The following is a 26,514-nucleotide window of genomic DNA, read 5'->3' as shown; positions in this document are numbered from 1 at the left end:
GCGAGCAAGCCCGCTCCCACAGGATTGAGTTCAGTCTGGAGATTTGCAAATGACCATCGCCACCGTTGCACTGGTTTCAATCGGCGCCCATCCTGCTTCAGGCCGCGCCCGTCGCGCCGAACAGGACGCCCGTGCCGTCGAACTGGGCCTGCAACTTGCCGGAGAGAGCCTGCACGTGCTGCACGCGGGTAACCCCCGGGAGCCGGCCTTGCGCGCCTATCTGGGCATGGGGCTGGAGGAGTTGCATGTGCTGGAGCAACCCGACGGCGCCGATGCCGTGCCAGCGTTGCGCGATTACATCCGTGAAGCGGGCGTGCAACTGGTGCTCACCGGCAGCCAGGCCGAAACCGGTGAGGGTTCGGGCATGCTGCCGTACCTGTTGGCCGAAGAGCTGGGCTGGCCACTGCTGGTAGGTGTGGCGCAGATCGAATCTATCCACAATGGCGTGGCCCAGGTGCTGCAAGCCTTGCCCCGGGGGCAGCGGCGCAGGCTGCAAGTGCGACTGCCATTTATGGTTACTGTGGATAACGCTGCTCCCAAGGCGCGCCAAAGCGCCTACGGCCCCGCCACGCGGGGTGTGGTTAACGCCGAAGTAGTTGAAATCGTTGCCGATGAGTTATCCACAACCGGCGTATTGCAACCTGCCCGACCACGGCCCAAGCGCTTGAAGGTGATAAGGGCCAAAAGTGGCGCAGATCGCATGAAAGCAGCTACCGCCAAGGCGGCTGGGGGTTCCGGGCAAGTTCACAAAGGGCTCAGTGCTCAAGCGGGAGCCGAGGTGATTCTCAAGCTCCTGATCGAAGAAGGCGTTGTGCGCTAGCGTTTGCGGCCGGAACCTGAGTCAGCGACATCATTTGAATTTGCGCTCGCCGCCAGATGCAAATATGGCCTGAGATTTACGGGCGCTAGCCTGAAGTCTTTGCTCGCGCTGGCTGACTAACTGCCCGTAGTACCCCTTGACGCGAAGGGCGTAGCGATTGCGCAGATGTTCACGATTTGGCTTTGTTCCGGCGTTATAGGCGCCCACGGCGTCCCAGCTGTAACCCAGTTGTTTGACAAATTTGGCGAGGATCCAGGCACCGGCCATGACACTGGTGCAGGGTTGAGTCTGTAGTTGATATTCACTAATGCCAAAAGTGGCAAGGTGTTTCAAATGGCGACTGTTGACTTGCATCAAACCTATATCGTAAGTCCCGTCTTTATTGACGTTGCGTGCGGCCGGATTCATTTTCGATTCAACTTGGGCAATGGCATGTAACAGCAACGGATCAATGTCATAGCGGTTGCCTGCATCCTGCCAGCAATTGGCATGAGCGAAGGTCGGTGTTAGTCCGGCACATATGACAAGTATAATCAAAAATGAATGTTTCATATCAAGACCTCGCCGTTTCAGATAACGGATAAAGCAGAGGTGCCAATCTAATCGATAGATTGTTTTATCCTGTTGAATCTACACGGTTTTATTGATAATTAATAAGGAATCCGCAGTGTTAAGTGTGGCGCGCAAGATCACAAAATTTTCACGTTTAAACTATAAGTATTGGCGGGTTTTAGGGGCGTGTTACCTGCAGTTTTTGTAGGTGGTTGAGTGCCTGTATAAACAGGGTAGCGAACAGGCTGCATAAAAATAAATATAGGACTTATTCGATTGATGGCAATTATCCTGCAATCAAAATTGGATCCATTGAAATGAACCGGCTAATAGTGAGTTGGTTATCTTTTTGTTGGGTTGTTCATTTTGTGAGTGTTTAGAGTTGTTTAATAGGGGGGAGGGGGCTTGCAGGCTGAAATTGATATAATGTTTGGCGTGATGCCAAATCTCTAAAAAGTCTAAGAAACGTGGCAGATGATGGTGATCGATCCAGTGTTTTTAACGTCTGATATCACTGCCTTCGCGAGCGAGTTTGCGGACAGCATTTTAGTAGGCAAGGTACTGCCAGACATCTGCGCAAAGTTACCCCGGGTTTCTGTGTGCCTGCCTGTGGGTAACCTGTCTGTATTTGCTTGCAGGGCCCGGCTGACGTGGCTCCTGCAGGTTTGTACAAAAAATGATCGCTGCCAGGAAATCACACTTGCACAGCGCTTGCTCTATTTACCCACAAACTCTGTTGGTGAAGGTGTGGATAAGTTGTTCGCTCTATCCTGCAGGCCTTTATATTAAAGGGCTCCAAGGTGATGATCAAAAAATGTTCAATCCACGTTGGCATCGTCTTTTGATGGGATAAAACCAGCCAATACAAGGGCTAAGGGAGTTTTCAACAGGGTGGATAAAGTTGCGCACATATTCAGTTGGTCAAACTGTGGATAAGGTGGGTGTGGTTATCTGCAGGCCTTTAAAACCGTGGCTTGTGCAGGTTTGCACAAAAAATGTACAGATGTCTGCCCTGGTAGTGATCCATGACTTCCCCACAGTTGCTGTGGGTGTGCCTGTGGACAAGATGTTGGTGAAGGGCTGTAGCCCTTTGACTGCATGGGCTAGAGGGGAGTGGTTAAAAAACGATCATTAGCATGCAATACATCGACATAAATGAGGCCAGGGTTGCGTGTTGTTGAGTTGAATCGGTTTGAGCTAAAAAGAGTCCTGTGCCCCCGTGGAGTAAAACGAATGAGCGTTTCATTTCGTCCAGCAGTGCGTGCCGATGCACGCGAAATTGCACGTCTTTTTCAGATATCGTCCGAAGGCTGCGCCGATTACATCTGGAGTCAGATGGCGCAGCCGGGTCAGCAACTACTGGACGTCGGGGAGATGCGTTATGCCCGTGCGGGGGTCATATTTTCGTATGAAAACTGCTGGATTGCCGAGGCCGAGGGCCTGGTGATCGGCATGATGCACAGCTTTGTGATGCGCGACGACCCGGATGCCCAGCCTGAGACTGACCCGGTGCTGGCACCTTATGCGGATATGGAAATCCCGGACACGCTGTATATCTCAAGCCTGGCTTTGCATAAGGGCTGGCGAAACCTCGGGTTGGGCGCCAGGTTCTTGCTGCATGCCAAGGCGCGTTGCGGCGAACTGGGGCTGACCGGTTTGAGCCTGATCGACTATGCGGCGAACACAGGTGCCCGTCGATTTTATGAGCGCCATGGTTTTGAGATCGTCAAAACCTGCCAGATAACGCCCCACCCGCTGATCCGCGTAACGGGTGAGGCGTATTTGATGCATTGTCCACTTCCCAGTTAAACGCCCCCTGCGCAGATGCAGGTTTACTGGGCAACCACACCCTTGAGATACGCCGCAGGCGCTGCCCCCAGGTTGTTCAGCAGCCGCTCGCTGTACCAGTCGACAAAGTTGACCACGCCAAACTCGTAGGTTTGCGAGTACGGCCCTGGCTGGTAGGCGACCGAGTTGATGCCGCGCTGGTTTTCTTCAGCCAGCCGGCGATCCTGGTCGTTGGTGGCGTCCCAGACCTTGCGCATGCGCTCCACGTCGTAGTCCACGCCTTCTACCGCATCCTTGTGCACCAGCCATTTGGTGCTGACCACGGTTTCCTGCGCGCTGATCGGCCATACGGTAAATACGATGATATGGTCGCCCATGCAGTGGTTCCACGAATGCGGCAAGTGCAGGATGCGCATTGAGCCCAGGTCCGGGTTTTTGATGCGCCCCATCAGTTTTGCACAGCCTTGCTTGCCGTCCAGGGTCATCGAGACCGTGCCCTTGAGCAGTGGCATGCGCACGATGCGGTTACGCAGGCCGAAGCTGGCGTGGGCATAAGGAATTTTCTCGGCGTCCCAGGCGGCTGCTGAGGCGGCGACGTGATCCTTGAATGCCTGGTCGGCGCGCGGGTCGGTGACGTCGTCCCATTCGAGCAGGGTCTTGAGCAACTCGGGGTGTGACGCGTTGCAGTGGTAGCACTCGCGGTTGTTTTCCAGCACCAGTTTCCAGTTGGCCTTTTCCACCAGGGTGGTTTGAATCGCCACCTTGGTGTTTTCCATGTCGTAAGGTTCCATATAGTGGTTCAGTGTGGCGAGGAACTCATCGATGGCGGGAGGGTTCTCGGCCAGGCTGATAAAGATATAGCCGCCCGCGGTTTTGACGTTCACCGGCTTGAGGCCGTATTGCTTCATGTCGAAGTCCGCACCCATCTCGGTGCCGGCAAACAGCAAGCGCCCGTCCAGCTCATAGGTCCACTGGTGGTAATGACACACCAGTTTGGCGACCTTGCCTTTTTCGCTGGTGCACAGTCGTGAACCACGATGGCGGCACACGTTATGAAAGGCATGCACCTGACCTTCTGCGCCGCGAATCACGATAATCGGGTTCTTGCCCACCTGCAGGGTCAGGAAGTTGCCCTTGGTCGGTATCTCGCAAGTCATGCCTGCAATCAACCACTCCTTCTGGAAGATCTCCTGCATATCGATTTCGAACAGGCGCTCGTCGTTGTAAAACGGCTGTGGCAGCGAAAATGTCCGCTCGCGGTTCTGCAGCATCTCGGCGGTGGCCTTGCGTGCGGGTTCCAGTGGATCGCCCAGGCTCAAGTTTGCGGTGACGTCCATCGTTGTAGTCCTCATGGCCATCGGATGTGGCCTAAAAATGGCTGATCAGGGGTTCGACGCAAGGCAAAGCAATACAAGTGGTAGTGGCGCTGAGTGTGCGTTCGAAGTGCGCCGCAGCCATATCTACGGGCGACATGGCCCAATCTGTTCCCGACGCTGAAGGTGCTGTTTTCAGGGGCTGGTCGCGATAAGTATGTGGATGTCGCGAATGGATAAATGGCCGCTTCGGGGCATGCGCAGAATCGCCAGCAAGAGGCCGGCTGTCGGCCGTGGAGAAGCGCATGTCCAATAGCTTTCTGAACCCGGTAACCACCCAGACCTGGGCCAATGGCCGACACATCGTGCGATGCGTCAAAGTGATTCAGGAAACCTGGGATGTGCGCACCTTCTGTTTTATGGCCGACCAGCCGATCCTGTTCTTTTTCAAACCGGGGCAATTCGTGACCCTGGAGCTGGAAATCGACGGTGACCCGGTGATGCGCTCGTACACTATTTCCAGCTCACCCTCGGTGCCGTACAGCTTTTCGGTGACCATCAAGCGGGTGCCCGGTGGCCGGGTTTCCAACTGGCTGCACGACACCTTGAGCGAAGGCCAGGAGCTGGCCGTGCACGGGCCGGTGGGACTGTTTAACGCCATCGACGCGCCGAGCCCCAAAGTGCTCTATCTGAGCGGCGGTGTCGGTATAACCCCGGTAATGTCGATGGCACGCTGGTTTTACGACACCAACGCCAATGTCGACATGGTGTTTATCCACAGCGCCCGCTCGCCCAAGGACATCATTTATCACCGCGAGCTGGAGCATATGGCCTCGCGTATCGACAACTTCAGCCTGCACCTGATCTGCGAGAAGCACGGGCTGGGCGAACCCTGGGCCGGGTATCGCGGTTATCTGAATCATAAGATGCTCGACCTGATGGCCCCCGACTTCATGGAGCGCGAGGTGTTTTGCTGCGGGCCGACGCCTTACATGAACGCGGTCAAGCGCCTGCTGGAAAGCAACGGTTTTGACATGAGCCGTTACCACGAAGAATCCTTTGGCGCGACGCCGCCTGAAGTGCGGGCTGAAGCGGTAGAACAGGCCGAGCAGGCGGCAGATGCACCGGAGCCGGACCTGGCGGATTTGAACCAGGTGGAATTCACTGCGTCCGGCAAGAGCATTCGTGTGGGACCGGCCGAGACCGTGCATGCGGCAGCGGCCAAACTCGGACTGATGATCCCCAAGGCCTGCGGCATGGGCATTTGCGGGACATGCAAGGTGTTGAAACTGGGGGGGGAGGTGGACATGGAGCACAACGGCGGCATTACCGACGAAGATGTGGCCGAGGGTTATATCCTGTCGTGCTGCAGCGTACCGAAAGGGGATGTGCGGATTGAGTTTTGACGGGCTTTCGTGGCTCCAGAACCCTGGCAGGGAACAAAGGTTGCAAACCACAGTCTTTAGGGGTCTGAAAGCAAGGTTGCCGCTAGCTTAGCCGCTGACTTTTCTTTATCGTACGCGCCCTTCGAAACTGCTTGAGAACATCACCATGATTGAGTCATCCCTTAGCAAACTGGAACAACTGGTCAGCGACCTGGTACAGCAAAAACAAGAACTGCTGGATGCCAACGAGCAACTGAACACCGAACTGGCCCAGGCCCGTGACGAGAACGAAAGCCTGCAACTGACCCTGATGGAACAGGAAGAAAAGCAAGGCGCGACCGCAGCCCGCATCCAGGCACTGGTTGAGCGCGCGAGCCCTGTCAGCGCATGAGCCTTGACAGAGACGGAGTAAATGTCGTCTCGATTTTGGGTAACGACTACACGATCAAGGCGCCGGAGGGGGAGCAGAAAACCCTTATGGCGGCCACGGTCATGTTGAAAGCCGCCCTGGCCGAAACGAAAAGAAAGTACCCGAGCCTGATCGGGGACAAGCTGCTGGTGCTGGCAGCACTGAATCTGTGTTCAAAACAGATTGAGTTGCAACTGAGCCACAAACAGGAACTCGACCGTTATCAAGAGCAAGTCAGCGCCACGGTCGATGTGATTGAGCGAACCCTGGGGCAATCCTGACGGTTCGCAAACCAATCACCCCCTGTGGGAGCGGGCTTGCTCGCGATTCAGGCAACGCGGTTTGTCTGCACGACCGCGCTGATGCCATCGCGAGCAAGCCCGCTCCCACAGTGTTATTGATGTTACGTGCGCTTTAAGCGGACATCACTTCGCGAATATCCGCCGCAAGTTCCCGCACCCGTGCTTCCTCGGTATCCCACGAGCACATGAAGCGTGCCCCGCCCTTGCCGATAAAGGTATAGAAGCGCCAGCCCCTGGCGGTCAGTGCCGCTACGGCCGGTTCCGACAGTTGCAGGAACACGCCATTGGCTTCCACCGGAAACATCAGCTCGACCCCCGGAATGTCACTCACCAGTTGGCTCAGCAACTGCGCGCAGTGGTTGGCGTGGCGCGAGTGTTTGAGCCAGGCGTCGTTTTCCAGCAGGCCGACCCAGGGCGCAGACAGAAAGCGCATTTTCGAAGCCAGTTGCCCGGCCTGTTTGCAGCGGTAGTCAAAATCCACTGACAAGGCGTGGTCGAAAAACAGAATCGCCTCGCCCACCGCCATACCGTTCTTGGTGCCGCCAAAGCACAGCACATCCACCCCGGCTTTCCAGCTCAGTTCGGCGGGCGTGCAGCCCAGAAATGCGCAGGCATTGGAGAACCGCGCGCCGTCCATGTGCAACAACAGGCCCAACTCCTTGCAGGTGTCGCTGATCGCGCGGATTTCTTCAGGGCGGTACACGCTGCCGACTTCAGTGGCCTGGGTGATGGTGACCACCCGCGGTTTTGGATAGTGGATATCTTTGCGCTTGAGGGCGATCTCGCGGATTGACTCGGGGGTGATCTTGCCGTTTTCAGTGCGGGCGATCAGCAGCTTGGAGCCGTTGGAAAAAAATTCCGGAGCGCCACATTCGTCCGTCTCGACGTGGGCGGTCTCGGAGCAGATCACGCTGTGAAAGCTCTGGCACAGGGACGACAGCGCCAGGGAGTTGGCCGCCGTGCCGTTAAAGGCGAAATACACTTCGCAGTCGGTTTCGAACAGTTTGCGAAAATCGTTCGAGGCGCGCAGCGTCCATTCGTCGTCGCCGTAAGAGCGCTGGTGGCCGTGGTTGGCTTTTTCCATGGCGGACCAGACTTCAGGGCAGATACCGGAGTAGTTGTCGCTGGCGAATTGTTGGCTCTTGTCAGTCATTTCCCGGTTCCATGGTCGAATAGTGTTGTGCACTTTATCCAAGAATCTGGCAGGTGCACAGGCGCGACTTAAAGTGCGGAAATGCCCTACAAAAGAATAACCCAAAGGCCTGTAACAAAATGTGGGAGCGGGCTTGCCCGCGATGGCATCTCCCGGTTTCGCCAGACAAACCTCGCAGCCAGTATCGCGAGCAAGCCCGCTCCCACAGGGTTACGGGAAACCATGTCGTAAACGCACCATTGCGTGGCGTCCATGGGCATTTGGTCTGCCTGCGCCAGCTCTACCATCTGGCTCAAAGGGCATTAGCCCCACCGAGACCAAAAGGCGCGCTGGCGCTGGGAGAACGCGATGTTCAGCAAGCAGGATCAGATCCAGGGTTACGATGACGCCTTGTTGGCGGCCATGAATGCTGAAGATCAGCGCCAGGAAGATCACATCGAACTGATCGCCTCCGAAAACTACACCAGCCAGCGGGTGATGGAAGCCCAGGGCAGCGGTCTGACCAACAAGTACGCCGAAGGCTACCCAGGCAAACGCTATTACGGCGGCTGCGAACATGTGGATAAAGTTGAGCAGTTGGCCATCGACCGCGCCAAACAGTTGTTCGGCGCCGATTACGCCAACGTGCAGCCGCATTCCGGCAGCCAGGCCAACGCAGCCGTCTACCTGGCATTGCTCAACGCCGGTGACACCGTGCTGGGCATGAGCCTGGCCCATGGCGGTCACTTGACCCATGGGGCCAGCGTCAGCTTTTCGGGCAAGCTGTACAACGCTGTGCAGTACGGCATCGACACCAGCACCGGCTTGATCGACTACGACGAAGTCGAGCGTCTGGCTGTTGAACATCAACCCAAAATGATCATTGCCGGGTTCTCGGCCTACTCAAAATTCCTCGACTTCCCACGCTTTCGTCAGATTGCAGACAAGGTGGGAGCCTACCTGTTTGTCGACATGGCCCACGTTGCCGGTCTGGTCGCTGCCGGGTTGTACCCCAACCCGCTGCCGTATGCCGATGTGGTGACCACCACCACCCACAAAACCCTGCGCGGCCCCCGTGGCGGCCTGATTCTGGCCAAGGCCAACGAAGCCCTGGAAAAGAAACTCAATTCGGCGGTGTTCCCCGGCGGTCAGGGCGGGCCCTTGATGCACGTGATCGCGGCCAAGGCAGTGTGCTTCAAGGAAGCGCTTGAACCGGGTTTCAAAACCTATCAAAAGCAGGTCATCGACAACGCCCAGGCCATGGCCGAGGTGTTTATCAAGCGTGGCTATGACGTAGTCTCGGGTGGTACCGACAATCATCTGTTCCTGCTCAGCCTGATCCGCCAGGGATTGACCGGCAAGGACGCCGACGCCGCCCTGGGCCGCGCCCATATCACGGTCAACAAGAATGCCGTGCCTAACGACCCGCAATCACCGTTTGTGACCTCGGGCCTGCGTATCGGCACCCCGGCGGTGACCACCCGTGGTTTCAAAGTGGCGCAATGCACGGAGCTGGCAGGCTGGATCTGCGACGTTCTCGATCACCTCGGCGATGCCGATATCGAGGCCGATGTGGCCCGCCAGGTGACTTCGCTGTGCCAAGACTTCCCGGTTTATCGCTGAGCGCGTTTTTGGAGTAGATCCTATGCAACGGTATTCAGGCTTCGGCCTCTTCAAGCACTCCCTCAGCCACCACGAAAACTGGCAGAAGATGTGGCGCACGCCGACCCCGAAAAAGGTCTATGACGTGGTCATCGTCGGCGGCGGCGGCCATGGTCTGGCAACTGCTTACTATCTGGCCAAGGAACACGGCATCACCAACGTGGCCGTGGTTGAAAAAGGCTGGTTGGGTGGCGGTAACACGGCACGCAACACCACCATCGTGCGCTCCAACTATTTGTGGGACGAGTCGGCACACCTGTACGAACACGCGATGAAGCTATGGGAAGGTTTGTCCCAGGACTTGAACTACAACGTGATGTTCTCCCAGCGCGGCGTCTATAACCTGTGCCACACCCTGCAGGACATGCGTGACTCCGAGCGTCGGGTCAGCGCCAACCGCCTCAATGGTGTGGACGGTGAACTGCTCAACGGCAAACAAGTAGCGGACGAGATTCCCTACCTCGATTGCTCGAAGAACACCCGCTACCCGATCATCGGCGCCACCGTACAACGGCGTGGCGGCGTGGCCCGCCATGATGCCGTGGCCTGGGGCTTTGCCCGTGCCGCCGATGCTCTGGGCGTAGACCTGATCCAGCAAACCGAAGTGCTCGGCTTTCGCAAGGAAAACGGCGTGTGCATCGGCGTCGAAACCAGCAAGGGCTTTATCGGCGCCAAGCGCGTCGGTGTGGTCACGGCTGGCAACTCGGGGCATATGGCGCGTCAGGCCGGCTTTCGCCTGCCGATCGAATCCCACCCGCTGCAAGCGCTGGTGTCGGAGCCGATCAAGCCGATTATCGACAGCGTGATCATGTCCAACGCCGTACACGGCTATATCAGCCAGTCCGACAAGGGCGACCTGGTGATCGGCGCGGGTATCGACGGCTGGGTCGGCTACGGCCAGCGCGGTTCGTACCCGGTGATCGAGCACACGATCCAGGCGATTGTGGAAATGTTCCCTGTGTTGTCCCGCGTGCGCATGAACCGTCAGTGGGGCGGCATCGTCGACACCACACCCGACGCCTGCCCGATCATCTCGAAAACCCCGGTGCCCAATCTGTTCTTTAACTGCGGCTGGGGCACGGGTGGATTCAAGGCCACGCCGGGTTCGGGCAACGTGTTTGCTGCCAGCCTGGCCAAGGGCGAGATGCACCCGCTGGCCGCGCCGTTTTCCATTGACCGGTTCCACACCGGTGCCCTGATCGACGAACACGGCGCTGCCGCTGTCGCCCACTAACAGGAGAAATACCCATGTTGCATATCTTCTGTCCCCATTGCGGCGAGCTTCGCTCCGAAGAGGAATTCCACGCCAGCGGCCAGGCGCATATCCCGCGCCCGCTCGACCCTGGCAGTTGCACCGACGCAGAATGGGGCGACTACCTGTTCTTTCGCGACAACCCCCGTGGCCTGCACCACGAACTGTGGAACCACGTCGCCGGTTGCCGGCAGTTTTTCAATGCCACGCGCAATACCGTGACCTACGAAATTCTTGAAACCTACCTGATCGGCAGCAAGCCGCAGTTCACTGAGCAGGCAGTACCTGCGGCCACCACGGCCACCCGCGAGCTGGGAGAAAAAGTATGAGCCAGACCCATCGCTTGCCCAATGGCGGCCGCGTTGACCGCACCAAGGTGCTGAGCTTCACATTCAACGGTCAACAATACAAAGGCTACGAGGGCGACAGCCTGGCGGCCGCTTTGCTGGCCAACGGCGTTGACGTGATTGGCCGCAGTTTCAAATATTCCCGGCCCCGAGGCATTTACGCCGCCGGTGCTGAAGAGCCCAACGCGGTGTTGCAGATCGGTGCCACCGAGGCCACGCAAATCCCCAACGTGCGCGCCACGCAGCAGGCTTTGTACCAGGGCCTGGTGGCCACCAGCACCAACGGCTGGCCCAACGTCAACAATGATGTGATGGGCATCCTCGGCAAGGTCGGCGGCAAGCTGATGCCGCCGGGCTTTTACTACAAAACTTTTATGTACCCGCAGTCGTTCTGGATGACTTACGAGAAGTACATCCGCAAAGCCGCAGGCCTGGGTCGCTCGCCGACCCAGAACGATCCCGACACCTACGACTATATGAACCACCACTGCGACGTGCTGATTGTCGGCGCAGGCCCTGCAGGTCTGGCCGCGGCACTGGCAGCAGCGCGCAGCGGTGCGCGGGTGATCATCGCCGATGAACAGGAAGAATTCGGCGGCAGCCTGCTCGACAGCCGCGAAAGCCTGGACGGCAAACCGGCCATGGAGTGGGTGGCCAAGGTGATCGCCGAACTCAAGACGCTACCCGACGTGATCCTGTTGCCCCGCGCGACGGTGAACGGCTATCACGACCACAACTTCCTGACTATTCACGAACGTATCACCGACCACCTCGGCGATCGCGCCCCTATCGGTCAGGTACGCCAGCGTATTCACCGGGTCCGGGCCAAGCGCGTGGTATTGGCCACCGGTGCCTGCGAGCGGCCGTTGGTGTACGGTAACAACGACGTACCGGGCAATATGCTCGCCGGAGCCGTGTCCACCTATGTGCGCCGCTATGGCGTGGCACCGGGCAAAAAACTGGTGCTCAGTACCAACAACGATCATGCCTACCGCGTAGCCCTGGACTGGCTCGACGCCGGCCAGCAAGTGGTTGCTGTTGCCGATGCACGCAGCAACCCCCGTGGTGCGCTGGTCGAAGAAGCTCGGGCCAAAGGGATTCGCATCCTCACCGGGAGTGCGGTGATCGAAGCCCGTGGCAGCAAGCATGTAACGGGTGCACGAGTGGCGGCGATCGACGTCAAGGCTCTCAGCGTTGCCAGCCCCGGCGAGTGGCTGGAGTGCGATTTGCTGGCCACTTCGGGCGGCTACAGCCCGGTGGTTCACTTGGCCTCGCACCTGGGCGGCAAGCCGACCTGGCGTGAAGATATTCTCGGTTTCGTCCCCGGCGAAGCACCGCAAAAGCGCGTATGTGTGGGCGGTATCAATGGTGTCTACCCGCTGGGCGACAGCCTGGCCGATGGTTTTGAAGGCGGCGCACGTGCGGCCAGCGAAGCCGGTTTCAAGGCCGTGGAAGGGGTGTTGCCCAAAGCCCTGAATCAGCTGCAGGAACCGACCCTGGCGCTGTTCCATGTGCCCCACGAAAAAGGTACGGCGCGGGCACCGAAGCAATTTGTCGACCTGCAAAACGACGTCACTGCTGCGGCCATCGAACTGGCGACCCGTGAAGGGTTCGAGTCGGTTGAGCACGTCAAACGCTATACCGCGCTGGGCTTCGGCACGGATCAAGGCAAGTTGGGCAACGTCAACGGCCTGGCCATTGCCGCCCGCTCGCTGAACGTGACCATCCCGCAGATGGGCACCACCATGTTCCGCCCCAACTACACGCCGGTGACCTTCGGCGCGGTGGCGGGGCGCCATTGCGGGCATATTTTCGAGCCGGTGCGCTACACCGCGCTGCAAGCCTGGCACGTCAAGCAAGGCGCTGAATTTGAAGACGTCGGCCAGTGGAAACGGCCGTGGTACTTCCCGCGTAACGGCGAAGACATGCATGCGGCGGTCAAGCGCGAATGCAAAGCGGTGCGTGACAGCGTCGGCATTCTCGATGCCTCTACCCTGGGCAAGATCGACATTCAGGGCCCGGATGCCCGCGAGTTTCTCAACCGTATCTACACCAATGCCTGGACCAAACTTGATGAGGGCAAGGCCCGCTACGGGCTGATGTGCAAGGAAGACGGCATGGTCTTCGACGACGGCGTGACGGCCTGCCTGGCCGACAATCATTTCGTCATGACCACCACTACCGGCGGCGCGGCCCGTGTGTTGCAGTGGCTGGAAATTTACCAGCAGACCGAATGGCCCGAGCTGAAGGTCTACTTCACCTCGGTCACCGACCACTACGCGACCCTGACCTTGTCCGGCCCCAATAGCCGCAAGTTGCTGAGCGAAGTGACCGACATTGATCTGGATCGCGAGGCGTTCCCGTTCATGACCTGGAAAGAAGGCCTGGTGGGCGGTGTACCGGCGCGGGTGTTCCGTATCTCGTTTACCGGCGAGCTGTCCTACGAGGTCAATATCCAGGCTGACTACGCCATGGGCGTGCTGGAAAAAATCGTCGAGGCGGGCAAGCAGTACAACCTCACCCCTTATGGCACCGAGACCATGCACGTGTTGCGGGCCGAGAAGGGCTTCATCATCGTTGGTCAGGACACTGACGGTTCCATGACCCCCGACGACCTGAACATGGGCTGGTGCGTGGGCCGCACCAAACCATTCTCGTGGATCGGCTGGCGCGGCATGAACCGTGAAGACTGCGTACGTGACCAGCGCAAGCAACTGGTGGGGCTCAAGCCCATCAACCCGACCCAATGGCTGCCCGAAGGCGCGCAACTGGTGTTCGATGCCAAGCAGTCGATCCCGATGACCATGGTCGGCCACGTGACGTCGAGTTATGCCCACAACTCACTGGGTTATTCATTTGCCATGGGTGTGGTCAAGGGCGGCTTGAAGCGTATCGGCGAACGGGTGTTCTCGCCCCAGGTCGACGGCAGCGTGATCGAGGCTGAAATTGTGTCTTCGGTGTTCTTCGACCCGAAAGGCGACCGGCAGAATATTTGAATGGGTGATCTCATGACCACAGCCAACGTATACCAACAGCGCCCGGAGTCGGGCGCCAAAGCCGAATCCTCGCTGCACCATGCCAGCCTGGCCGGCCTGATCGGCAAGGGCCGGAAAAACCCTGGCGTGACCGTACGCGAGAAAAAACTGCTGGGCCACCTGACCCTGCGCGGTGACGCCAAAGACCCGGCCTTTGCCGAAGGCGTGCACAAGGCCCTGGGCCTGGAACTGCCCGTGGCCCTGAGCCTGGTGGCCAACGCTGATACCTCGCTGCAATGGATGGGGCCGGATGAGTGGCTGCTGATCGTCCCCGGTGGCCAGGAGTTCGCCGTGGAGCAAGCCCTGCGGGCGGCGCTGGCGGGGCTGCATATTTCGGTGGTCAACGTCAGTGGCGGGCAGCAGTTGCTGGAGCTTAGCGGGCCGAAGGTGCGCGAGGTGCTGATGAAGTCCACCAGTTATGACGTACACCCCGACAATTTCCCGGTGGGCAAGGCGGTGGGCACGGTCTTCGCCAAGTCGCAGCTGGTGATTCGTCATACCGGCGAAGACACCTGGGAACTGCTGATCCGCCGCAGTTTTTCGGATTACTGGTGGTTATGGTTGCAGGATGCGGCGGCTGAATACGGGTTGAGCGTGGAGGCGTAAACCCGCCTGCTGTCCCCTGTGGGAGCGGGCTTGCTCGCGATGGCAGCCCCTCGGTCAACCGGATGCACCGAGTTGTTTGCATCGCGGGCAAGCCCGCTCCCACACCTGTACGTGCGCATTCCAACAACAACCAAGGACTCCCGCCATGAGCCGCGCCCCCGACACCTGGATCCTCACCGCCGACTGCCCGAGCCTGCTGGGTACCGTCGACGCGGTGACGCGTTATCTGTTTGAGCACCGCTGCTACGTCACCGAACACCATTCCTTCGACGATCAGCGTTCGGCGCGTTTTTTTATCCGCGTTGAGTTCCGCCAGCCCGACGGCTTCGATGAACACGAATTTCGCGCCGGCCTGGCCGAGCGCGGCCAGGCCTTTGGCATGACGTTCGAACTGACACCGCCACACCATCGGCCCAAAGTGCTGATTATGGTGTCCAAGGCTGACCACTGCCTCAACGACCTGCTCTATCGCCAGCGCATTGGCCAGTTGTCGATGGACGTGGTGGCCGTGGTCTCCAATCACCCCGATCTGGAGCCTCTGGCGCAGTGGCACGGCATCCCCTACCACCACTTCGCCCTCGACCCGGCCAACAAGCCTGCGCAGGAGGCCAAGGTTTGGCAGGTGATCGAAGACACCGGCGCCGAGCTGGTGATCCTCGCCCGCTACATGCAAGTGCTGTCCCCCGAGCTGTGTCGCAAGCTCGACGGCAAGGCGATCAATATTCACCACTCCCTGCTGCCCGGCTTCAAGGGCGCCAAGCCCTATCATCAGGCCTACGAGAAGGGCGTCAAACTGGTCGGTGCTACCGCCCATTACATCAACAACGACCTCGACGAAGGCCCGATCATTGCCCAGGGCGTCGAGGTGGTAGACCACAGCCACTACCCCGAAGACCTGATCGCCAAGGGCCGTGATATCGAAGCGCAAACCCTGGCGCGAGGCGTGGGCTATCACATTGAGCGGCGCGTTTTCCTAAATGGAGGTCGTACCGTGGTGCTGTGAGCCCGCGCCACCTTCTAAGCTGCAAGCAGCAAGTTAATCCCGCCAATAACAACTAAGGGTGAATACGATGGCTGACAATCGCGGTGTGGTGTACCTGGGCAACGGCCAGGTTGAAGTGCAAAGCATTCCTTTCCCCAAGATGCAGAACCCTCAGGGCAAGCCCATCCACCACGGCGTAATCCTGCGGGTAGTGTCGACCAATATCTGCGGCTCCGACCAGCATATGGTGCGTGGCCGCACCACGGCGCAAACCGGGCTGGTGCTGGGTCATGAGATCACCGGCGAGGTGATCGAGGCCGGGCGTGATGTGGAACACCTGAAAGTCGGCGACCTGGTTTCGGTGCCGTTCAACGTGGCGTGCGGCCGCTGCCGCAGCTGCAAGGAACAGAACACCGGCGTGTGCCTGACCGTCAACCCGGCCCGTCCCGGCGGCGCATATGGTTACGTGGACATGGGCGACTGGGTTGGCGGTCAGGCTGAATATGTATTGGTGCCTTACGCCGATTTCAACCTGCTCAAGCTGCCGAATCGCGATGCAGCGATGGAAAAAATCCGCGACCTGACCTGCCTCTCCGACATCCTGCCCACCGGCTATCACGGCGCCGTCACTGCTGGCGTTGGCCCTGGCAGCACGGTGTATATCGCCGGTGCTGGCCCGGTGGGGCTGGCGGCTGCGGCTTCGGCGCGCTTGCTGGGTGCGGCGGTGGTGATTGTCGGTGACGTTAATCCGATTCGTCTGGCCCACGCCAAGGCGCAGGGTTTTGAAATTGCCGACCTGTCCAAAGATACGCCCCTGCACGAACAGATCGCCGAACTGCTGGGCGAGCCGGAAGTGGATTGTGCGGTGGATGCAGTGGGTTTTGAAGCTCGCGGGCACGGCCATGACGGGGTCAAGCATGAAGCACCGGCCACGGTGCTCAACTCGCTGATGGGCGTGGTGCGGGTGGCGGGCAAGATCGGCATTCCGGGCCTGTATGTGACCGAAGACCCGGGTGCGGTAGACGCGGCGGCGAAGAAGGGCAGCCTGAGCATCCGCTTCGGGTTGGGCTGGGCCAAGTCCCACAGCTTCCACACCGGGCAGACGCCAGTGATGAAATACAACCGCCAGCTGATGCAGGCGATCATGTGGGACCGAATCAAGATCGCTGACATCGTAGGTGTTGAAGTGATCAGCCTGGACGACGCGCCGCGGGGCTATGGCGAGTTCGATGCCGGTGTGCCGAAGAAGTTCGTGATCGACCCGCACCGGATGTTCAGCAAGGCATAAACACCAGCGCCAACCCTGTGGGAGCGGGCTTGCCCGCGATTGCAGCACCTCGGTTATTGAGATGTACCGAGTTGTCTGCATCGCGAGCAAGCCCGCTCCCACAACTGCGTGGATTGTTTTTACAGGCTGGCCAGCGGCCCCTGATACAGCACGGGGCCCGTCGGCTGACCGGTTGGCGAGCCGCCTTGCGGTTCCAGGCTCACGGCGAGCACCACCGGCACCCTGATGAGTTGCTGCTGACTTTGGCTAAGGGTTATGCGGCCATCGCCATCGCGGGGGATCAGTCCAAGGGACACCGGTTTGCCTTCAACCGGTATCGCCCACAGCTCCAGGCTGCTGCCCCCATCCACCGCCGACAGCTCCAGCGGTTTTACTTTCAGATAATCGCTGTGGGCCTCGATGCTCAGGCCGGGCTGCGCAGTGCCGCTGAGCAGGGTGGCTTTGTATTGCACGCTGTCGCGGTTGTAGAGCAGGCCGGCAGTCACGACGATCAGCATTGAGCAGGCAAGTGCACTCAAACGCAGCCAGTTCCAGAACGGACGCTTTGCCGGCACATGCAGGGTTTGCGGCTCGATACGGGCCACGATGGCCCGCCACACGCGATCCGGTACGGGTTGCTCGATCAGTGGCTCGGTCAGCAGGTTGAGGTGTTCCAGCCAGCGGGCCAGTTCGGCGCGCAGGAGCGCGTCGCCCTGCAGCAGGTGCTCAAAACGCCTGCGGGCCGTGGGCGGCATCAGCCCGATGGCGTAATCGGCGGTCAGCGCACGGCGTAACTCGGGTGTTTGATAGTTCATGATTCGAGGCACCTGCGCAGTCGCTGCATACCCCGGCGAATCCAGGATTTGACCGAACCGAGGGGTGCAGCCAGTTGCTGTGCCAGCTCGCTGGCGCTCAGCCCATGGAAGTAGGCGCTGGTGATGCTCTGGAGTTGCATGCCTTCGAGTTGTTCCAGGCACTGGTTGAGGGCGCAGGCTTCACGGGCGCTGCCCAGTTGGTCGAGGGCGCTGGGACTGTCATCGGCCACGTTGTCTTGCTGCTGGTCACTCAAGGGCAATTCACGGTGTTTGCGCAACTGGTCGATGGCCTGGTTGCGGGTGATGGTGATCATCCAGGTCAGCGGTGCCGACAAATGGGCTTCGTAACGTGAGGCGCTGTGCCAGATACGCACAAAACTTTCCTGCACCACATCCTCTGCCAGGTCGCGTCGGCCCATGCAGCGCAAGGCCACGCTGTACAAGCGCGGGGCCACGCTGCGGTAGAGGGTTTCAAAGGCGCGTCGATTACCCAATGAACATTGGGCCAACAGCTTTTCAAGGTAATCGGTATTGGCGGTTAAAATAGCTGTTCTCCCCTCAAAAAAAGCCAGGACTTCAGACCAGTTGTCGGTTGAGGGTAGTTCAGGGTATAGGGTTGTTCCAATCATGTGAGTTACCTCGCTGCTCTGTATACGCAGGCAAGGGCTCAGCGGATGCACTCGTTTTCAATTAAGATTACAGACTGTTCGACCCGATAGTGGCACTTGGGAACATCTGCCCGGTTTTTGGGTCTTACCCATAGTTTTACCGCTCCCTGGCGGGCGGCTTTTTGGTTCTAGAGGTTGAAGCGATGAAAAAGTTGAGCGGCGTGGCACTGGCAACATTGATGACCGTGGCAGCGAGCCCGGTGTTCGCAGGTTTCAGCCTGAGCGACGTAGCCAACGTGGCCGCGCAGGTTCAGGGTGGCAACGGTAATGGCGCCACCACGGACAAATCGGCCCAGGCCGTGCAGATGCTGACCAAGGTCAACGAGCTGGGCGTCAAGCCTGAGCAGGCAGCGGGCGGTATTGGCGCGATGTTGAGCCTGGCGAAAAACCAGCTGACCTCCAGCGACTACTCCGAACTGACCCAGCAAGTGCCGGGCGTGAACAAGCTGGCTGGCGCCGGTGCCCTGGGTCAGTTGAGCCAGTTGGGCGGCCTGCTGGGCAAATCCAGCGGTGTTTCCGAGACCGCGACCAGCGCTGTCAGCAACGTGGCCAACACTGACCAGCTGAACGCCGCATTCACGGCGCTGGGCATGCAGGACGGTATGGTTGCCAAGTTTGCTCCGGTACTGCTGGACTACTTCAAGGGCCAGAACGTCAGCACTTCGCTGCTGAGCAAGCTGGGCAGCGCCTGGGGCGTTTAAAGGCTAGCCGCGCTCGGCACGCAAGGTGCTGATACGCTGGTCTTTCAGGGTCCAGAGCTGGTTGACCCAGCTCTGGACCTGCTCACGAAACACCGGGTCGTTTTCGTAATCCCCCTGCCACAATGCCGGATCCAGTTCGCGGGTCTGTATATCGACAATCACCTTGGGCACCTGCCCGCTGATCAACTGCCAAAAGCCCGGAATCTTTGCCTGTGGATACACCACGGTCACGTCGAGCACGGCATCCAGCTGTTCGCCCATCGCCGCCAGCACAAACGCCACCCCGCCTGCCTTGGGCTTGAGCAGCCAGGTATAGGGTGAATGTTGTTGCGCGTGTTTGGCCGGGGTAAAGCGCGTGCCCTCGAGGTAATTGACGATCGTCACCGGCTGGCGCTTGAACAGTTCGCAGGCAGCCCGGGTGATCTTCAGGTCTTCGCCTTTGAGCTGCGGATGTTTGGCCAGAAAGGCCTTGGAATAGCGCTTCATGAACGGGTAGTCGAGCGCCCACCATGCCAGGCCCAGAAAGGGGACCCAGATCAGTTCTTTTTTCAGGAAGAATTTGAAGAATGGCGTGCGCCGGTTCAGGCCCTGCATTAACGCGGGGATATCGACCCACGACTGGTGGTTGCTGATCACCAGATACGAGGTATCGCGGCTCAGACCTTCGGCGCCGCGAATATCCCATTGGGTGGGCAGGCACAGGGCAAAAATGCGTTTGTCGATTTCGGACCAGGTTTCGGCAATCCACATCACCGCCCGCGAATTGTAATCGCGCAGGCGCCCCGATGATGCCAGTTTGAGCAGGGCAAACAGCATCAACGGCCCGAACAGGATCAGGGTGTTGCACAGCAACAGCAGGGTAACCAGACAGCCGGTGAGCAGGCGGCGCATAAGCAACTCTTGAACGTTTAAGGACTGGCCATGATAAGCAGACTGGTGCTGAACGCCAAATCCATGGACCTTGTGGGAGCGAGCCTGCTCGCTCCCACACACCCAGTGTGAACCTACTGTGGATAAGTGGTCTAACTCTTACTTTTTCAAAGGAAATGCCTGCATGAAGTCTGTTCTTGCGTTGCTGTCTGTATTGGCGCTGCCGGTGATGGCCGCCGAGCCGACCCTTTACGGGCGTTACGAGTACATCAAGTTGCCAGAAATCGGCGAGACTCTTAAAGCCAAGATGGACACGGGTGCCTTGACCGCGTCGCTATCGGCCAAAAATATCCAGACCTTTACCCGTGACGGTGAAGAGTGGGTGCGCTTCCAGCTGGCCACCGAAGGTGCCAGCAGCAAAGTGTATGAACATAAGGTGGCGCGCATCAGCAAGATCAAAAGCCGCGCCGATGAAGATGAAGACCGAGAAACCCCCGAAAGCGCCAAGCGCCCGGTGGTCGATCTGGAAATGTGCCTGGGTGATGTCAAACGCACGGTGGAGGTCAACCTCACCGACCGGAGCAGCTTCAACTACCCGCTGTTGATTGGCGCCAAGGCACTGCGTGAGTTTGGTGCGGCGGTAAACCCGGCGCGGCGCTATACAGCGGACAAACCGGATTGCTGAGTGAGTGCTTGGCCCTTACCCCAGCCGCTTGATCGGGGTTGACGTGGATTTTGAATTCGCTGGAGATCGGCCCCCTCTCCCTTTGGGAGAGGGCTGGGGTGAGGGGCTTGCAGATTTTCAGGTTAGCCCGCCCAAGGCGCCTTGCGTGAGTTGTTCAGTGTGGTGAGATAGCTGTCGCCCCCCAACTGGCTCATCTGCTGACGAATCCACCCGGCGCGGCGGCTGACATAGGTGCTGGGGTGGCTTGCACTCCAGTTCAGCGGGCTGGGCAGTACGGCCGCCAGATAACTGGCCTGCTGGCGCGTAAGGTTTTTGGCACTCACGCCAAAGTGATGCTGCGCTGCGGCCTCGGCGCCGAACACGCCTTCATCCCACTCCGCACTATTGAGGTACACCTCAAGAATCCGCTGCTTGGGCCACAACACCTCGATCAACGCGGTAAACCAGGCTTCCAGGCCTTTGCGCAGCCAGCTGCGACCGGACCACAAAAACAGGTTCTTCGACACTTGCTGGCTCAGCGTACTGGCACCGCGCAGCGTTCCGCCTTGTTCGTTGTGGATCAGCGCAGCCCTGATCGCGCCGAAGTCAAAACCCCAGTGCTCGGGGAATTTCTGATCCTCACCTGCCATGACCGCAACTTTCAGTTCGTCGGATATTTCATCCCACGGCCGCCAACTGCGCTGCAGGTCAATCGGCTGGCCGTCAAGCCATGACTCGACCTTGCGTTCGACCATCAGCGCCGTGCCGGGAAGCGGCACCCAGCGAAAAACCAGCACCAGCAATGCGCTGCCCACTGCGAACCAGAGCAGGACCTTGAGAAAGCGATGAACAAGAAAACGCAGCATGGATGACTTGGCCGAACCCGTTGAGCGGGCCATTATACAGACCCTGCGCCATTCCATGATCCTGACTGGAGTAACCCCATGCTGCGCGTTTTTTTGATGCTGGCCGCATTCTTCGGCTTTACCGGTGTTGCTTTGGGTGCTTTCGCGGCCCATGGCCTTAAAGGCCGCCTGACTGAACAGTATCTGGCTATTTTTCATACAGGCGTGACCTACCAGTTGGTCCACACCCTGGCCCTGTTTGGCGTGGCCTTGCTGGCCACTCATCTGCCCGGGCGCCTGGTGACCTGGGCAGGTGTCTGTTTTGCTGTCGGCATTGTGCTGTTTTCCGGCAGCCTGTATGTGCTGACCATGACCGGCATCAGCAAGCTGGGGATCATCACGCCCTTCGGCGGCCTGGCATTTCTGGCCGGCTGGCTGTGTTTAGGGCTGGCCGCCTGGCGCCTGAGCTGAGCCTGCAAGATGAATGGCTTGGGTCGGCCTGACTGATCGGGCTAGAATGCTGGCCCCTTAAAATGAAGGCAGCGTCGCGCATGCTCATTCAGTTGAACGGTGAATCCTTTGAACTACCCGACGGCGAGACCGTCGCCGACTTGCTGGCCCGTCAGGAACTGACCGGCCGCAGGGTTGCGGTCGAGCTGAACCTGGACATTGTCCCGCGCAGCCAGCATGCCGAGACGGTACTCAAAGCCGGTGACCAGGTCGAAGTGGTGCATGCCATCGGTGGCGGCTAGGTTTTTGCCCTGCCCATCATGCTCGACCCGCAAGTGCACATAATTAAAGAGGATTCCCGATGAGCAACGTTCGCAGCGACAAGCCTTTTACCCTGGCCGGCCGTACCTACCAGTCGCGCCTGCTGGTGGGCACCGGCAAGTACCGTGACCTTGAAGAAACCCGCCTGGCCATTGAAGCCTCGGGTGCCGAGATCGTCACCGTCGCCGTACGCCGCACCAACATCGGTCAGAACCCGGGCGAGCCGAACCTGCTCGATGTGTTGCCGCCGGATCGCTACACCATCCTGCCCAACACTGCAGGCTGCTATGACGCGGTTGAAGCCGTACGTACCTGCCGCCTGGCCCGTGAACTGCTCGATGGCCACAAGCTGGTCAAGCTTGAAGTGCTGGCCGACCAGAAAACCCTGTTCCCCAACGTGATCGAAACCCTCAAGGCCGCCGAGATTCTGGTCAAGGACGGTTTCGACGTAATGGTATACACCAGCGATGATCCGATCATTGCCCGCGAGCTGGAAGCCATGGGCTGTATTGCCGTGATGCCGTTGGCTGGCCTGATTGGCACCGGTCTGGGGATCTGCAATCCCTATAACCTGCGCATCATTCTTGAAGAAGCGAAAATTCCGGTACTGGTCGATGCGGGTGTGGGCACTGCCTCCGACGCGACCATCGCCATGGAAATGGGCTGCGAAGCGGTGCTGATGAACTCGGCCATCGCCAATGCCCAGCATCCGATCATCATGGCCGAAGCCATGAAACACGCCATTGTGGCGGGCCGCCTGGCGTACCTGGCCGGGCGCATGCCGAAAAAACTCTATGCCAGCGCCTCTTCGCCGCTGGATGGTCTGATCAAGTAAGAGCCACTGATGACTGAATCACTAGACACCCCAATCCCGGAAGAAGGCGACGATCGCCAACACCGTCGCATCAAGAGTTTTGTGATGCGCGCCGGGCGCATGACCGAAGGCCAGCAACGCGGCCTCGACCAAGGCACGCCGCTGTATGTACTGCCACTGGCTGACGCGCCGGTCGATTTCGACCAGGTGTTTGGTCGCTCTGCGCCGCGCACCCTGGAGATCGGTTTTGGCATGGGCCATTCCCTGCTGGAAATGGCAGCGGCTTCGCCTGAACAGGACTTTATCGGCGTAGAGGTTCACCGTCCGGGTGTGGGCGCGCTGCTTAACGGCGTGTTGACCCAGGGCCTGACCAACTTGCGGGTATACGATTGCGATGCAATCGAAGTCCTGACCCGCTGCGTGGCAGACAACAGCCTTGATCGCCTGCTGCTGTTCTTCCCGGACCCTTGGCACAAGAGCCGTCACCACAAGCGCCGGATCGTGCAAGCGTCCTTCGCCGAACTGGTGCGCTCCAAGCTCAAGGTTGGCGGCGTGTTGCACATGGCTACCGACTGGGAACCGTATGCTGAATACATGCTGGAAGTGATGAACGTCGCCCCGGGTTACCGCAACCTGGCTGAAGACGGCAAGTGCGTGCCACGTCCGCCTGAGCGCCCGGTGACCAAGTTCGAACGCCGCGGCGAACGTCTTGGGCACGGCGTGTGGGATTTGAAGTTCGAAAAACTGGCTTAAGCGGTTTTTCAATCACCGGCCCCACCCTGCTTTGGGGTCGGTGAAGTTCGTACGAAATCTGTGGGAGCGGGCTTGCTCGCGATGGCATCACAGCGGTGAATCAGATGCACCGCGTAGCCTGTATCGCGAGCAAGCCCGCTCCCACACGATATCCTGGGTGTTCTTCAGCGCCGATCCGCCACCACCCCGATCAATACCAGCACCACCAACAGCACCGGTGCCAGGCTGTAGTTGTTGAACTGGCTCAACCCGCGTTCGACCCAGGGCGTGGCGTAGATCAGGGCCGCACCGCTGCCGATCAGGCAAAGCAGGGCCATCAGCGGCACGCGCAGGGCGCCCGCAATGCTGCCCAGACGTTGTTCGACCCAGCCCTTGAAGTCGGCACCGAACAGCACCAGTACACAGCCAATCAAGGCCAGAGCGATCTCCGAGAGGTGACTGCGGCTCCAGCGCGATACGTTGGCAAGCAGGTCGAGTACCAAGTCCATTCGATTTCCTTAGGTCAAAAAGTGCTGCAACAGGTCATTGAGAAACAGCTGGCCCCGGGCAGTTGCCGCCAGGCGTGACGGTTCGACCTGCAATAAGCCACTTTGTTCGGCTGCTTTGCGTCCAGTGCTCAAGCTGTCCAGTGGTAACCCCGTGCGCTGAGGGTAGAGCGCCGAGTCAACGCCGTCGGTCAGGCGCAAGGCGTTCATTAGAAACTCAAATGGCAGCTCTTCTGCTGTAAGAGCTTTCTCTCCTGCTTGAAAGGATTTCGCTGGATTCAGGTAGTCCTTTGGCAGACGAGTTTTCCAGGTGCGCACGATACGGCCATCAGGATGGCTCAGTTTGCCGTGGGCGCCAGCGCCGATGCCGATAAAGTCGCCGAAACTCCAGTAATTGAGATTGTGCCGCGCCGGCCGGCCGGGCTGGGCGTAGGCCGACACTTCGTACTGGGTGTAGCCGTGCTCGGCGAGCAGCGCTTGACCGGCTTCCTGAATGTCCCACAGGGTGTCGTCTTCCGGCAGCACGGGGGGCTGGTTCCAGAACACCGTGTTGGGCTCCAGGGTCAGCTGATACCACGACAGATGCGTCGGCTTGAGCGCAATAGCCTGGCGCAGGTCGCTCAGGGCGTCCTCCAGGGACTGATCGGGCAAGCCGTGCATCAGGTCCAGGTTGAAGTTGTCAAAGCCCGCCAGTCGCGCCATTGAGGCTGCACGCACAGCTTCATCGCCGTTGTGGATGCGACCCAGGGCCTGCAGCTTCTCTTGCTGGAAGCTCTGGATACCGATCGACAGGCGATTGATGCCCAGCTTGCGGTAAGCCACGAACTTTTCCTGCTCGAATGTGCCCGGGTTGGCTTCCAGGGTGATTTCGATATCACTGGCAAACGGGATGCGCGCTTCAACGCCTTTTAGCAGGCGCCCCAGAGCGTGTGCGCTGAACAGGCTCGGTGTGCCGCCGCCGAAGAAGATCGAGCTGAGCTCGCGACCATAAACAGCGTGCAGGTCCTGATCGAGGTCGGCCAGCAGCGCGTCGACGTATTCGTCTTCGGGCAGCACCGGGCTGGCGGTGTGGGAGTTGAAGTCGCAATACGGGCATTTGCGCACGCACCACGGAATATGGATATACAGCGACAGAGGGGGCAATTGGCTCAGCGGCGCGCGCGGCGCCTGCTGGGTAAAGCCAGCCGCGCCCAGATAGAGCGGCTGTGGAGGTGTGTCGTGGGTCATTTCAGGCCCAAACGCTGACGCAGCAAAACCATGGCGCGCGCACGGTGGCTCAGCTGGTTTTTCTCCGTGGGGCTGAGTTCGGCGCTGGAGCAGTTGCGCTCCGGTACCCAGAACAGCGGGTCATAGCCGAAACCGTGTTCGCCGCTGGCTGCAGGCAGGATGCGCCCGTGCCACAGGCCTTCACAGATGATCGGCAGCGGGTCGTCGGCGTGGCGTACCAGTGCCAGCACGCAGACAAACTGTGCACCGCGCTCTGCCTCGGGCACGTCTTTGAGGGCGTCGAGCAGCTTGGCGTTGTTGGCCGCGTCGCCTTTGCCGTCTGCATAACGTGCCGAATAAATGCCCGGCGCGCCGCCGAGAAAGTCCACGGCCAGCCCCGAGTCGTCGGCCAGTGCCGGCAAGCCCGAGAGGCGTGCGGCATTGCGGGCTTTAAGAATTGCGTTCTCAACAAACGACAAGCCGGTTTCTTCCGGCTCAACGCTGCTGAATTCTCCAATCGAGCGCAACTGCACCGACTCGCCGAGCATGGCCTGAAGTTCTTTGAGTTTGCCGGCGTTGTGGCTAGCCAGTACCAGTTGCGTGAGGTTCATCATTCGATTGGAGCGACCATTTGAGAAAATTGGATGGTTTCAGAGGTAGCGCCGCCTGCCTTCACATCCACTTTGAAGGTGAAGGTCTGCGGCCCGGCCACCGGGAACTGGGCCAGATAATTGATTTCGCCGTTCTTGCCCACCTGACGGAAGGTCAAGGGTATCGGCTTGGCATCGCCCGTCCGGACCGTGCCTTGAACGTTGGCGGCAATGTTCTTGCCGCCCTTGTTCAGGGTGATGTTGAGCACCGCATTGGTTTTGCTGCGGGTGACTTCAAATTCGTTGGCGATTTCCGGCGTCAGGAAAGTCGACGGGAACGCGTTGTAATACACCGTTGTGTCGCCAAACGTCTGTTGACGCTGGGCAGATGTGCCGTCACCGGCAAAAGCCTGCATGCCAAAACACATCGAAAGCAGTAGTAATCCAATACGACCCATTGTCACTCTCCTTAGAACTTGC

29 protein-coding genes are annotated in these 26,514 nt (G+C 59.3%); 18 read left to right on the top strand and 11 right to left on the bottom strand.

The genetic code is table 11. The features are described 5' to 3' along the window. The first annotated feature begins 49 nt into the window (after positions 1-49). Positions 50-820, top strand: a complete 771-nt coding sequence (locus tag HBN79_RS05580; RefSeq protein ID WP_095031811.1) for an electron transfer flavoprotein subunit beta — start codon at positions 50-52, stop codon at positions 818-820. A 30-nt stretch (positions 821-850) separates the two neighbouring features. Here HBN79_RS05580 and HBN79_RS05575 read toward each other — a convergent pair whose 3' ends face one another. After that, positions 851-1,372, bottom strand: coding sequence for a transglycosylase SLT domain-containing protein (locus HBN79_RS05575; protein WP_094999830.1), 522 nt, complete (start codon positions 1,370-1,372; stop codon positions 851-853). Between the two features lie 1,233 nt (positions 1,373-2,605). Here HBN79_RS05575 and HBN79_RS05570 point away from each other — a divergent pair. After that, on the top strand, positions 2,606-3,181 hold the full coding sequence (locus HBN79_RS05570) for a GNAT family N-acetyltransferase (RefSeq protein ID WP_094999831.1): 576 nt from the start codon (positions 2,606-2,608) through the stop codon (positions 3,179-3,181). A gap of 23 nt (positions 3,182-3,204) precedes the next feature. Here the strand turns inward: HBN79_RS05570 and gbcA are convergent, their stop codons facing one another. Then, positions 3,205-4,497, bottom strand: coding sequence for a glycine-betaine demethylase subunit GbcA (gene gbcA, locus HBN79_RS05565; RefSeq protein ID WP_095031812.1), 1,293 nt, complete (start codon positions 4,495-4,497; stop codon positions 3,205-3,207). A gap of 281 nt (positions 4,498-4,778) precedes the next feature. Between gbcA and gbcB the strand changes: the two genes are divergently transcribed. From gbcB to HBN79_RS05550, 3 genes are all read left to right on the top strand, one after another. Next, positions 4,779-5,879 (top strand): glycine-betaine demethylase subunit GbcB, encoded by a 1,101-nt coding sequence (gene gbcB / locus HBN79_RS05560; RefSeq protein WP_095020470.1) that lies wholly within the window; start codon positions 4,779-4,781, stop codon positions 5,877-5,879. A gap of 145 nt (positions 5,880-6,024) precedes the next feature. Continuing rightward, a complete protein-coding gene (locus HBN79_RS05555; protein ID WP_016782568.1) occupies positions 6,025-6,249 on the top strand; it encodes a hypothetical protein in 225 nt (74 codons plus the stop codon). Continuing rightward, positions 6,246-6,548 carry a cell division protein ZapA gene (locus tag HBN79_RS05550; RefSeq protein ID WP_094999834.1) on the top strand — a complete coding sequence of 101 codons (303 nt, stop codon included), beginning with the start codon at positions 6,246-6,248 and terminating at the stop codon, positions 6,546-6,548. The genes HBN79_RS05555 and HBN79_RS05550 overlap by 4 nt, the downstream gene beginning before the upstream one ends. A gap of 133 nt (positions 6,549-6,681) precedes the next feature. Here HBN79_RS05550 and HBN79_RS05545 read toward each other — a convergent pair whose 3' ends face one another. Beyond that, positions 6,682-7,722: a low specificity L-threonine aldolase gene (locus tag HBN79_RS05545; protein WP_094999835.1), complete on the bottom strand. Its 1,041-nt coding sequence runs from the start codon at positions 7,720-7,722 to the stop codon at positions 6,682-6,684. 348 nt (positions 7,723-8,070) lie between these two features. On the opposite strand from HBN79_RS05545, the gene glyA reads away from it, so the two are divergent. From glyA to fdhA, 7 genes are all read left to right on the top strand, one after another. Then, positions 8,071-9,324, top strand: a complete 1,254-nt coding sequence (glyA, locus tag HBN79_RS05540) for a serine hydroxymethyltransferase (RefSeq protein ID WP_094999837.1) — start codon at positions 8,071-8,073, stop codon at positions 9,322-9,324. 22 nt (positions 9,325-9,346) lie between these two features. Then, positions 9,347-10,597, top strand: a complete 1,251-nt coding sequence (locus HBN79_RS05535) for a sarcosine oxidase subunit beta family protein (protein WP_016782563.1) — start codon at positions 9,347-9,349, stop codon at positions 10,595-10,597. 14 nt (positions 10,598-10,611) lie between these two features. Further along, complete coding sequence (locus HBN79_RS05530; protein WP_094999838.1) at positions 10,612-10,944, top strand: sarcosine oxidase subunit delta; 333 nt, start codon at positions 10,612-10,614, stop codon at positions 10,942-10,944. Continuing rightward, positions 10,941-13,958 (top strand): sarcosine oxidase subunit alpha, encoded by a 3,018-nt coding sequence (locus tag HBN79_RS05525; RefSeq protein ID WP_169916434.1) that lies wholly within the window; start codon positions 10,941-10,943, stop codon positions 13,956-13,958. Before HBN79_RS05530 ends, HBN79_RS05525 begins: the two co-directional genes overlap by 4 nt. Positions 13,959-13,970: 12 nt before the next feature. After that, positions 13,971-14,603: a sarcosine oxidase subunit gamma family protein gene (soxG, locus tag HBN79_RS05520; RefSeq protein ID WP_094999980.1), complete on the top strand. Its 633-nt coding sequence runs from the start codon at positions 13,971-13,973 to the stop codon at positions 14,601-14,603. Positions 14,604-14,748: 145 nt separating this feature from the next. Then, the gene (purU, locus tag HBN79_RS05515) at positions 14,749-15,606 is read left to right on the top strand and encodes a formyltetrahydrofolate deformylase (RefSeq protein WP_016782559.1); all 858 of its coding nucleotides are present in this window, start codon (positions 14,749-14,751) and stop codon (positions 15,604-15,606) included. 67 nt (positions 15,607-15,673) lie between these two features. Beyond that, positions 15,674-16,873 (top strand): formaldehyde dehydrogenase, glutathione-independent, encoded by a 1,200-nt coding sequence (fdhA, locus tag HBN79_RS05510; protein ID WP_094999840.1) that lies wholly within the window; start codon positions 15,674-15,676, stop codon positions 16,871-16,873. A 119-nt stretch (positions 16,874-16,992) separates the two neighbouring features. Here the strand turns inward: fdhA and HBN79_RS05505 are convergent, their stop codons facing one another. Continuing rightward, positions 16,993-17,667 carry an anti-sigma factor gene (locus HBN79_RS05505; protein WP_095031815.1) on the bottom strand — a complete coding sequence of 225 codons (675 nt, stop codon included), beginning with the start codon at positions 17,665-17,667 and terminating at the stop codon, positions 16,993-16,995. Then, complete coding sequence (locus HBN79_RS05500; protein ID WP_232527652.1) at positions 17,664-18,296, bottom strand: sigma-70 family RNA polymerase sigma factor; 633 nt, start codon at positions 18,294-18,296, stop codon at positions 17,664-17,666. Before HBN79_RS05500 ends, HBN79_RS05505 begins: the two co-directional genes overlap by 4 nt. A 182-nt stretch (positions 18,297-18,478) precedes the next feature. On the opposite strand from HBN79_RS05500, the gene HBN79_RS05495 reads away from it, so the two are divergent. After that, positions 18,479-19,036 (top strand): DUF2780 domain-containing protein, encoded by a 558-nt coding sequence (locus HBN79_RS05495; protein WP_094999842.1) that lies wholly within the window; start codon positions 18,479-18,481, stop codon positions 19,034-19,036. A gap of 3 nt (positions 19,037-19,039) precedes the next feature. On the opposite strand, the gene HBN79_RS05490 is transcribed toward HBN79_RS05495, so the two are convergent. Next, the gene (locus tag HBN79_RS05490; RefSeq protein WP_094999843.1) at positions 19,040-19,927 is read right to left on the bottom strand and encodes an acyltransferase; all 888 of its coding nucleotides are present in this window, start codon (positions 19,925-19,927) and stop codon (positions 19,040-19,042) included. A gap of 163 nt (positions 19,928-20,090) precedes the next feature. Between HBN79_RS05490 and HBN79_RS05485 the strand changes: the two genes are divergently transcribed. Continuing rightward, on the top strand, positions 20,091-20,591 hold the full coding sequence (locus HBN79_RS05485) for an ATP-dependent zinc protease (RefSeq protein ID WP_095019604.1): 501 nt from the start codon (positions 20,091-20,093) through the stop codon (positions 20,589-20,591). Positions 20,592-20,713: 122 nt separating this feature from the next. On the opposite strand, the gene mtgA is transcribed toward HBN79_RS05485, so the two are convergent. After that, positions 20,714-21,436: a monofunctional biosynthetic peptidoglycan transglycosylase gene (gene mtgA / locus HBN79_RS05480; RefSeq protein ID WP_095019618.1), complete on the bottom strand. Its 723-nt coding sequence runs from the start codon at positions 21,434-21,436 to the stop codon at positions 20,714-20,716. Between the two features lie 78 nt (positions 21,437-21,514). On the opposite strand from mtgA, the gene HBN79_RS05475 reads away from it, so the two are divergent. The 4 genes from HBN79_RS05475 to trmB all read left to right on the top strand — a co-directional run bounded on the left by HBN79_RS05475 (position 21,515) and on the right by trmB (position 23,753). After that, positions 21,515-21,886, top strand: coding sequence for a DUF423 domain-containing protein (locus HBN79_RS05475; protein ID WP_094999845.1), 372 nt, complete (start codon positions 21,515-21,517; stop codon positions 21,884-21,886). 80 nt (positions 21,887-21,966) lie between these two features. After that, positions 21,967-22,167 carry a sulfur carrier protein ThiS gene (thiS, locus tag HBN79_RS05470; RefSeq protein ID WP_016782550.1) on the top strand — a complete coding sequence of 67 codons (201 nt, stop codon included), beginning with the start codon at positions 21,967-21,969 and terminating at the stop codon, positions 22,165-22,167. A 59-nt stretch (positions 22,168-22,226) separates the two neighbouring features. Then, positions 22,227-23,021, top strand: a complete 795-nt coding sequence (locus tag HBN79_RS05465; RefSeq protein ID WP_019828053.1) for a thiazole synthase — start codon at positions 22,227-22,229, stop codon at positions 23,019-23,021. Between the two features lie 9 nt (positions 23,022-23,030). Beyond that, on the top strand, positions 23,031-23,753 hold the full coding sequence (gene trmB / locus HBN79_RS05460) for a tRNA (guanosine(46)-N7)-methyltransferase TrmB (protein ID WP_094999846.1): 723 nt from the start codon (positions 23,031-23,033) through the stop codon (positions 23,751-23,753). A 164-nt stretch (positions 23,754-23,917) separates the two neighbouring features. On the opposite strand, the gene HBN79_RS05455 is transcribed toward trmB, so the two are convergent. Genes HBN79_RS05455 through HBN79_RS05440 form a run of 4 tightly spaced genes read right to left on the bottom strand, consistent with a single transcriptional unit; the run spans position 23,918 to position 26,492 of the window. Next, on the bottom strand, positions 23,918-24,241 hold the full coding sequence (locus HBN79_RS05455; RefSeq protein WP_016782547.1) for a DUF3392 domain-containing protein: 324 nt from the start codon (positions 24,239-24,241) through the stop codon (positions 23,918-23,920). Positions 24,242-24,250: 9 nt separating this feature from the next. Continuing rightward, the gene (hemW, locus tag HBN79_RS05450; protein WP_094999847.1) at positions 24,251-25,465 is read right to left on the bottom strand and encodes a radical SAM family heme chaperone HemW; all 1,215 of its coding nucleotides are present in this window, start codon (positions 25,463-25,465) and stop codon (positions 24,251-24,253) included. Continuing rightward, on the bottom strand, positions 25,462-26,058 hold the full coding sequence (rdgB, locus tag HBN79_RS05445; protein WP_094999848.1) for an RdgB/HAM1 family non-canonical purine NTP pyrophosphatase: 597 nt from the start codon (positions 26,056-26,058) through the stop codon (positions 25,462-25,464). The genes hemW and rdgB overlap by 4 nt, the downstream gene beginning before the upstream one ends. Further along, positions 26,055-26,492: a DUF4426 domain-containing protein gene (locus HBN79_RS05440; protein WP_094999849.1), complete on the bottom strand. Its 438-nt coding sequence runs from the start codon at positions 26,490-26,492 to the stop codon at positions 26,055-26,057. Before HBN79_RS05440 ends, rdgB begins: the two co-directional genes overlap by 4 nt. Between the last annotated feature and the right edge of the window lie 22 nt (positions 26,493-26,514).

It is taken from the genome of Pseudomonas sp. WS 5051, assembly GCF_012985715.1.
Lineage (GTDB): Bacteria > Pseudomonadota > Gammaproteobacteria > Pseudomonadales > Pseudomonadaceae > Aquipseudomonas > Aquipseudomonas bubulae.
Note: the sequence above shows the minus strand (reverse complement) of the source record. Positions and strands in the feature narration are given on the sequence as shown.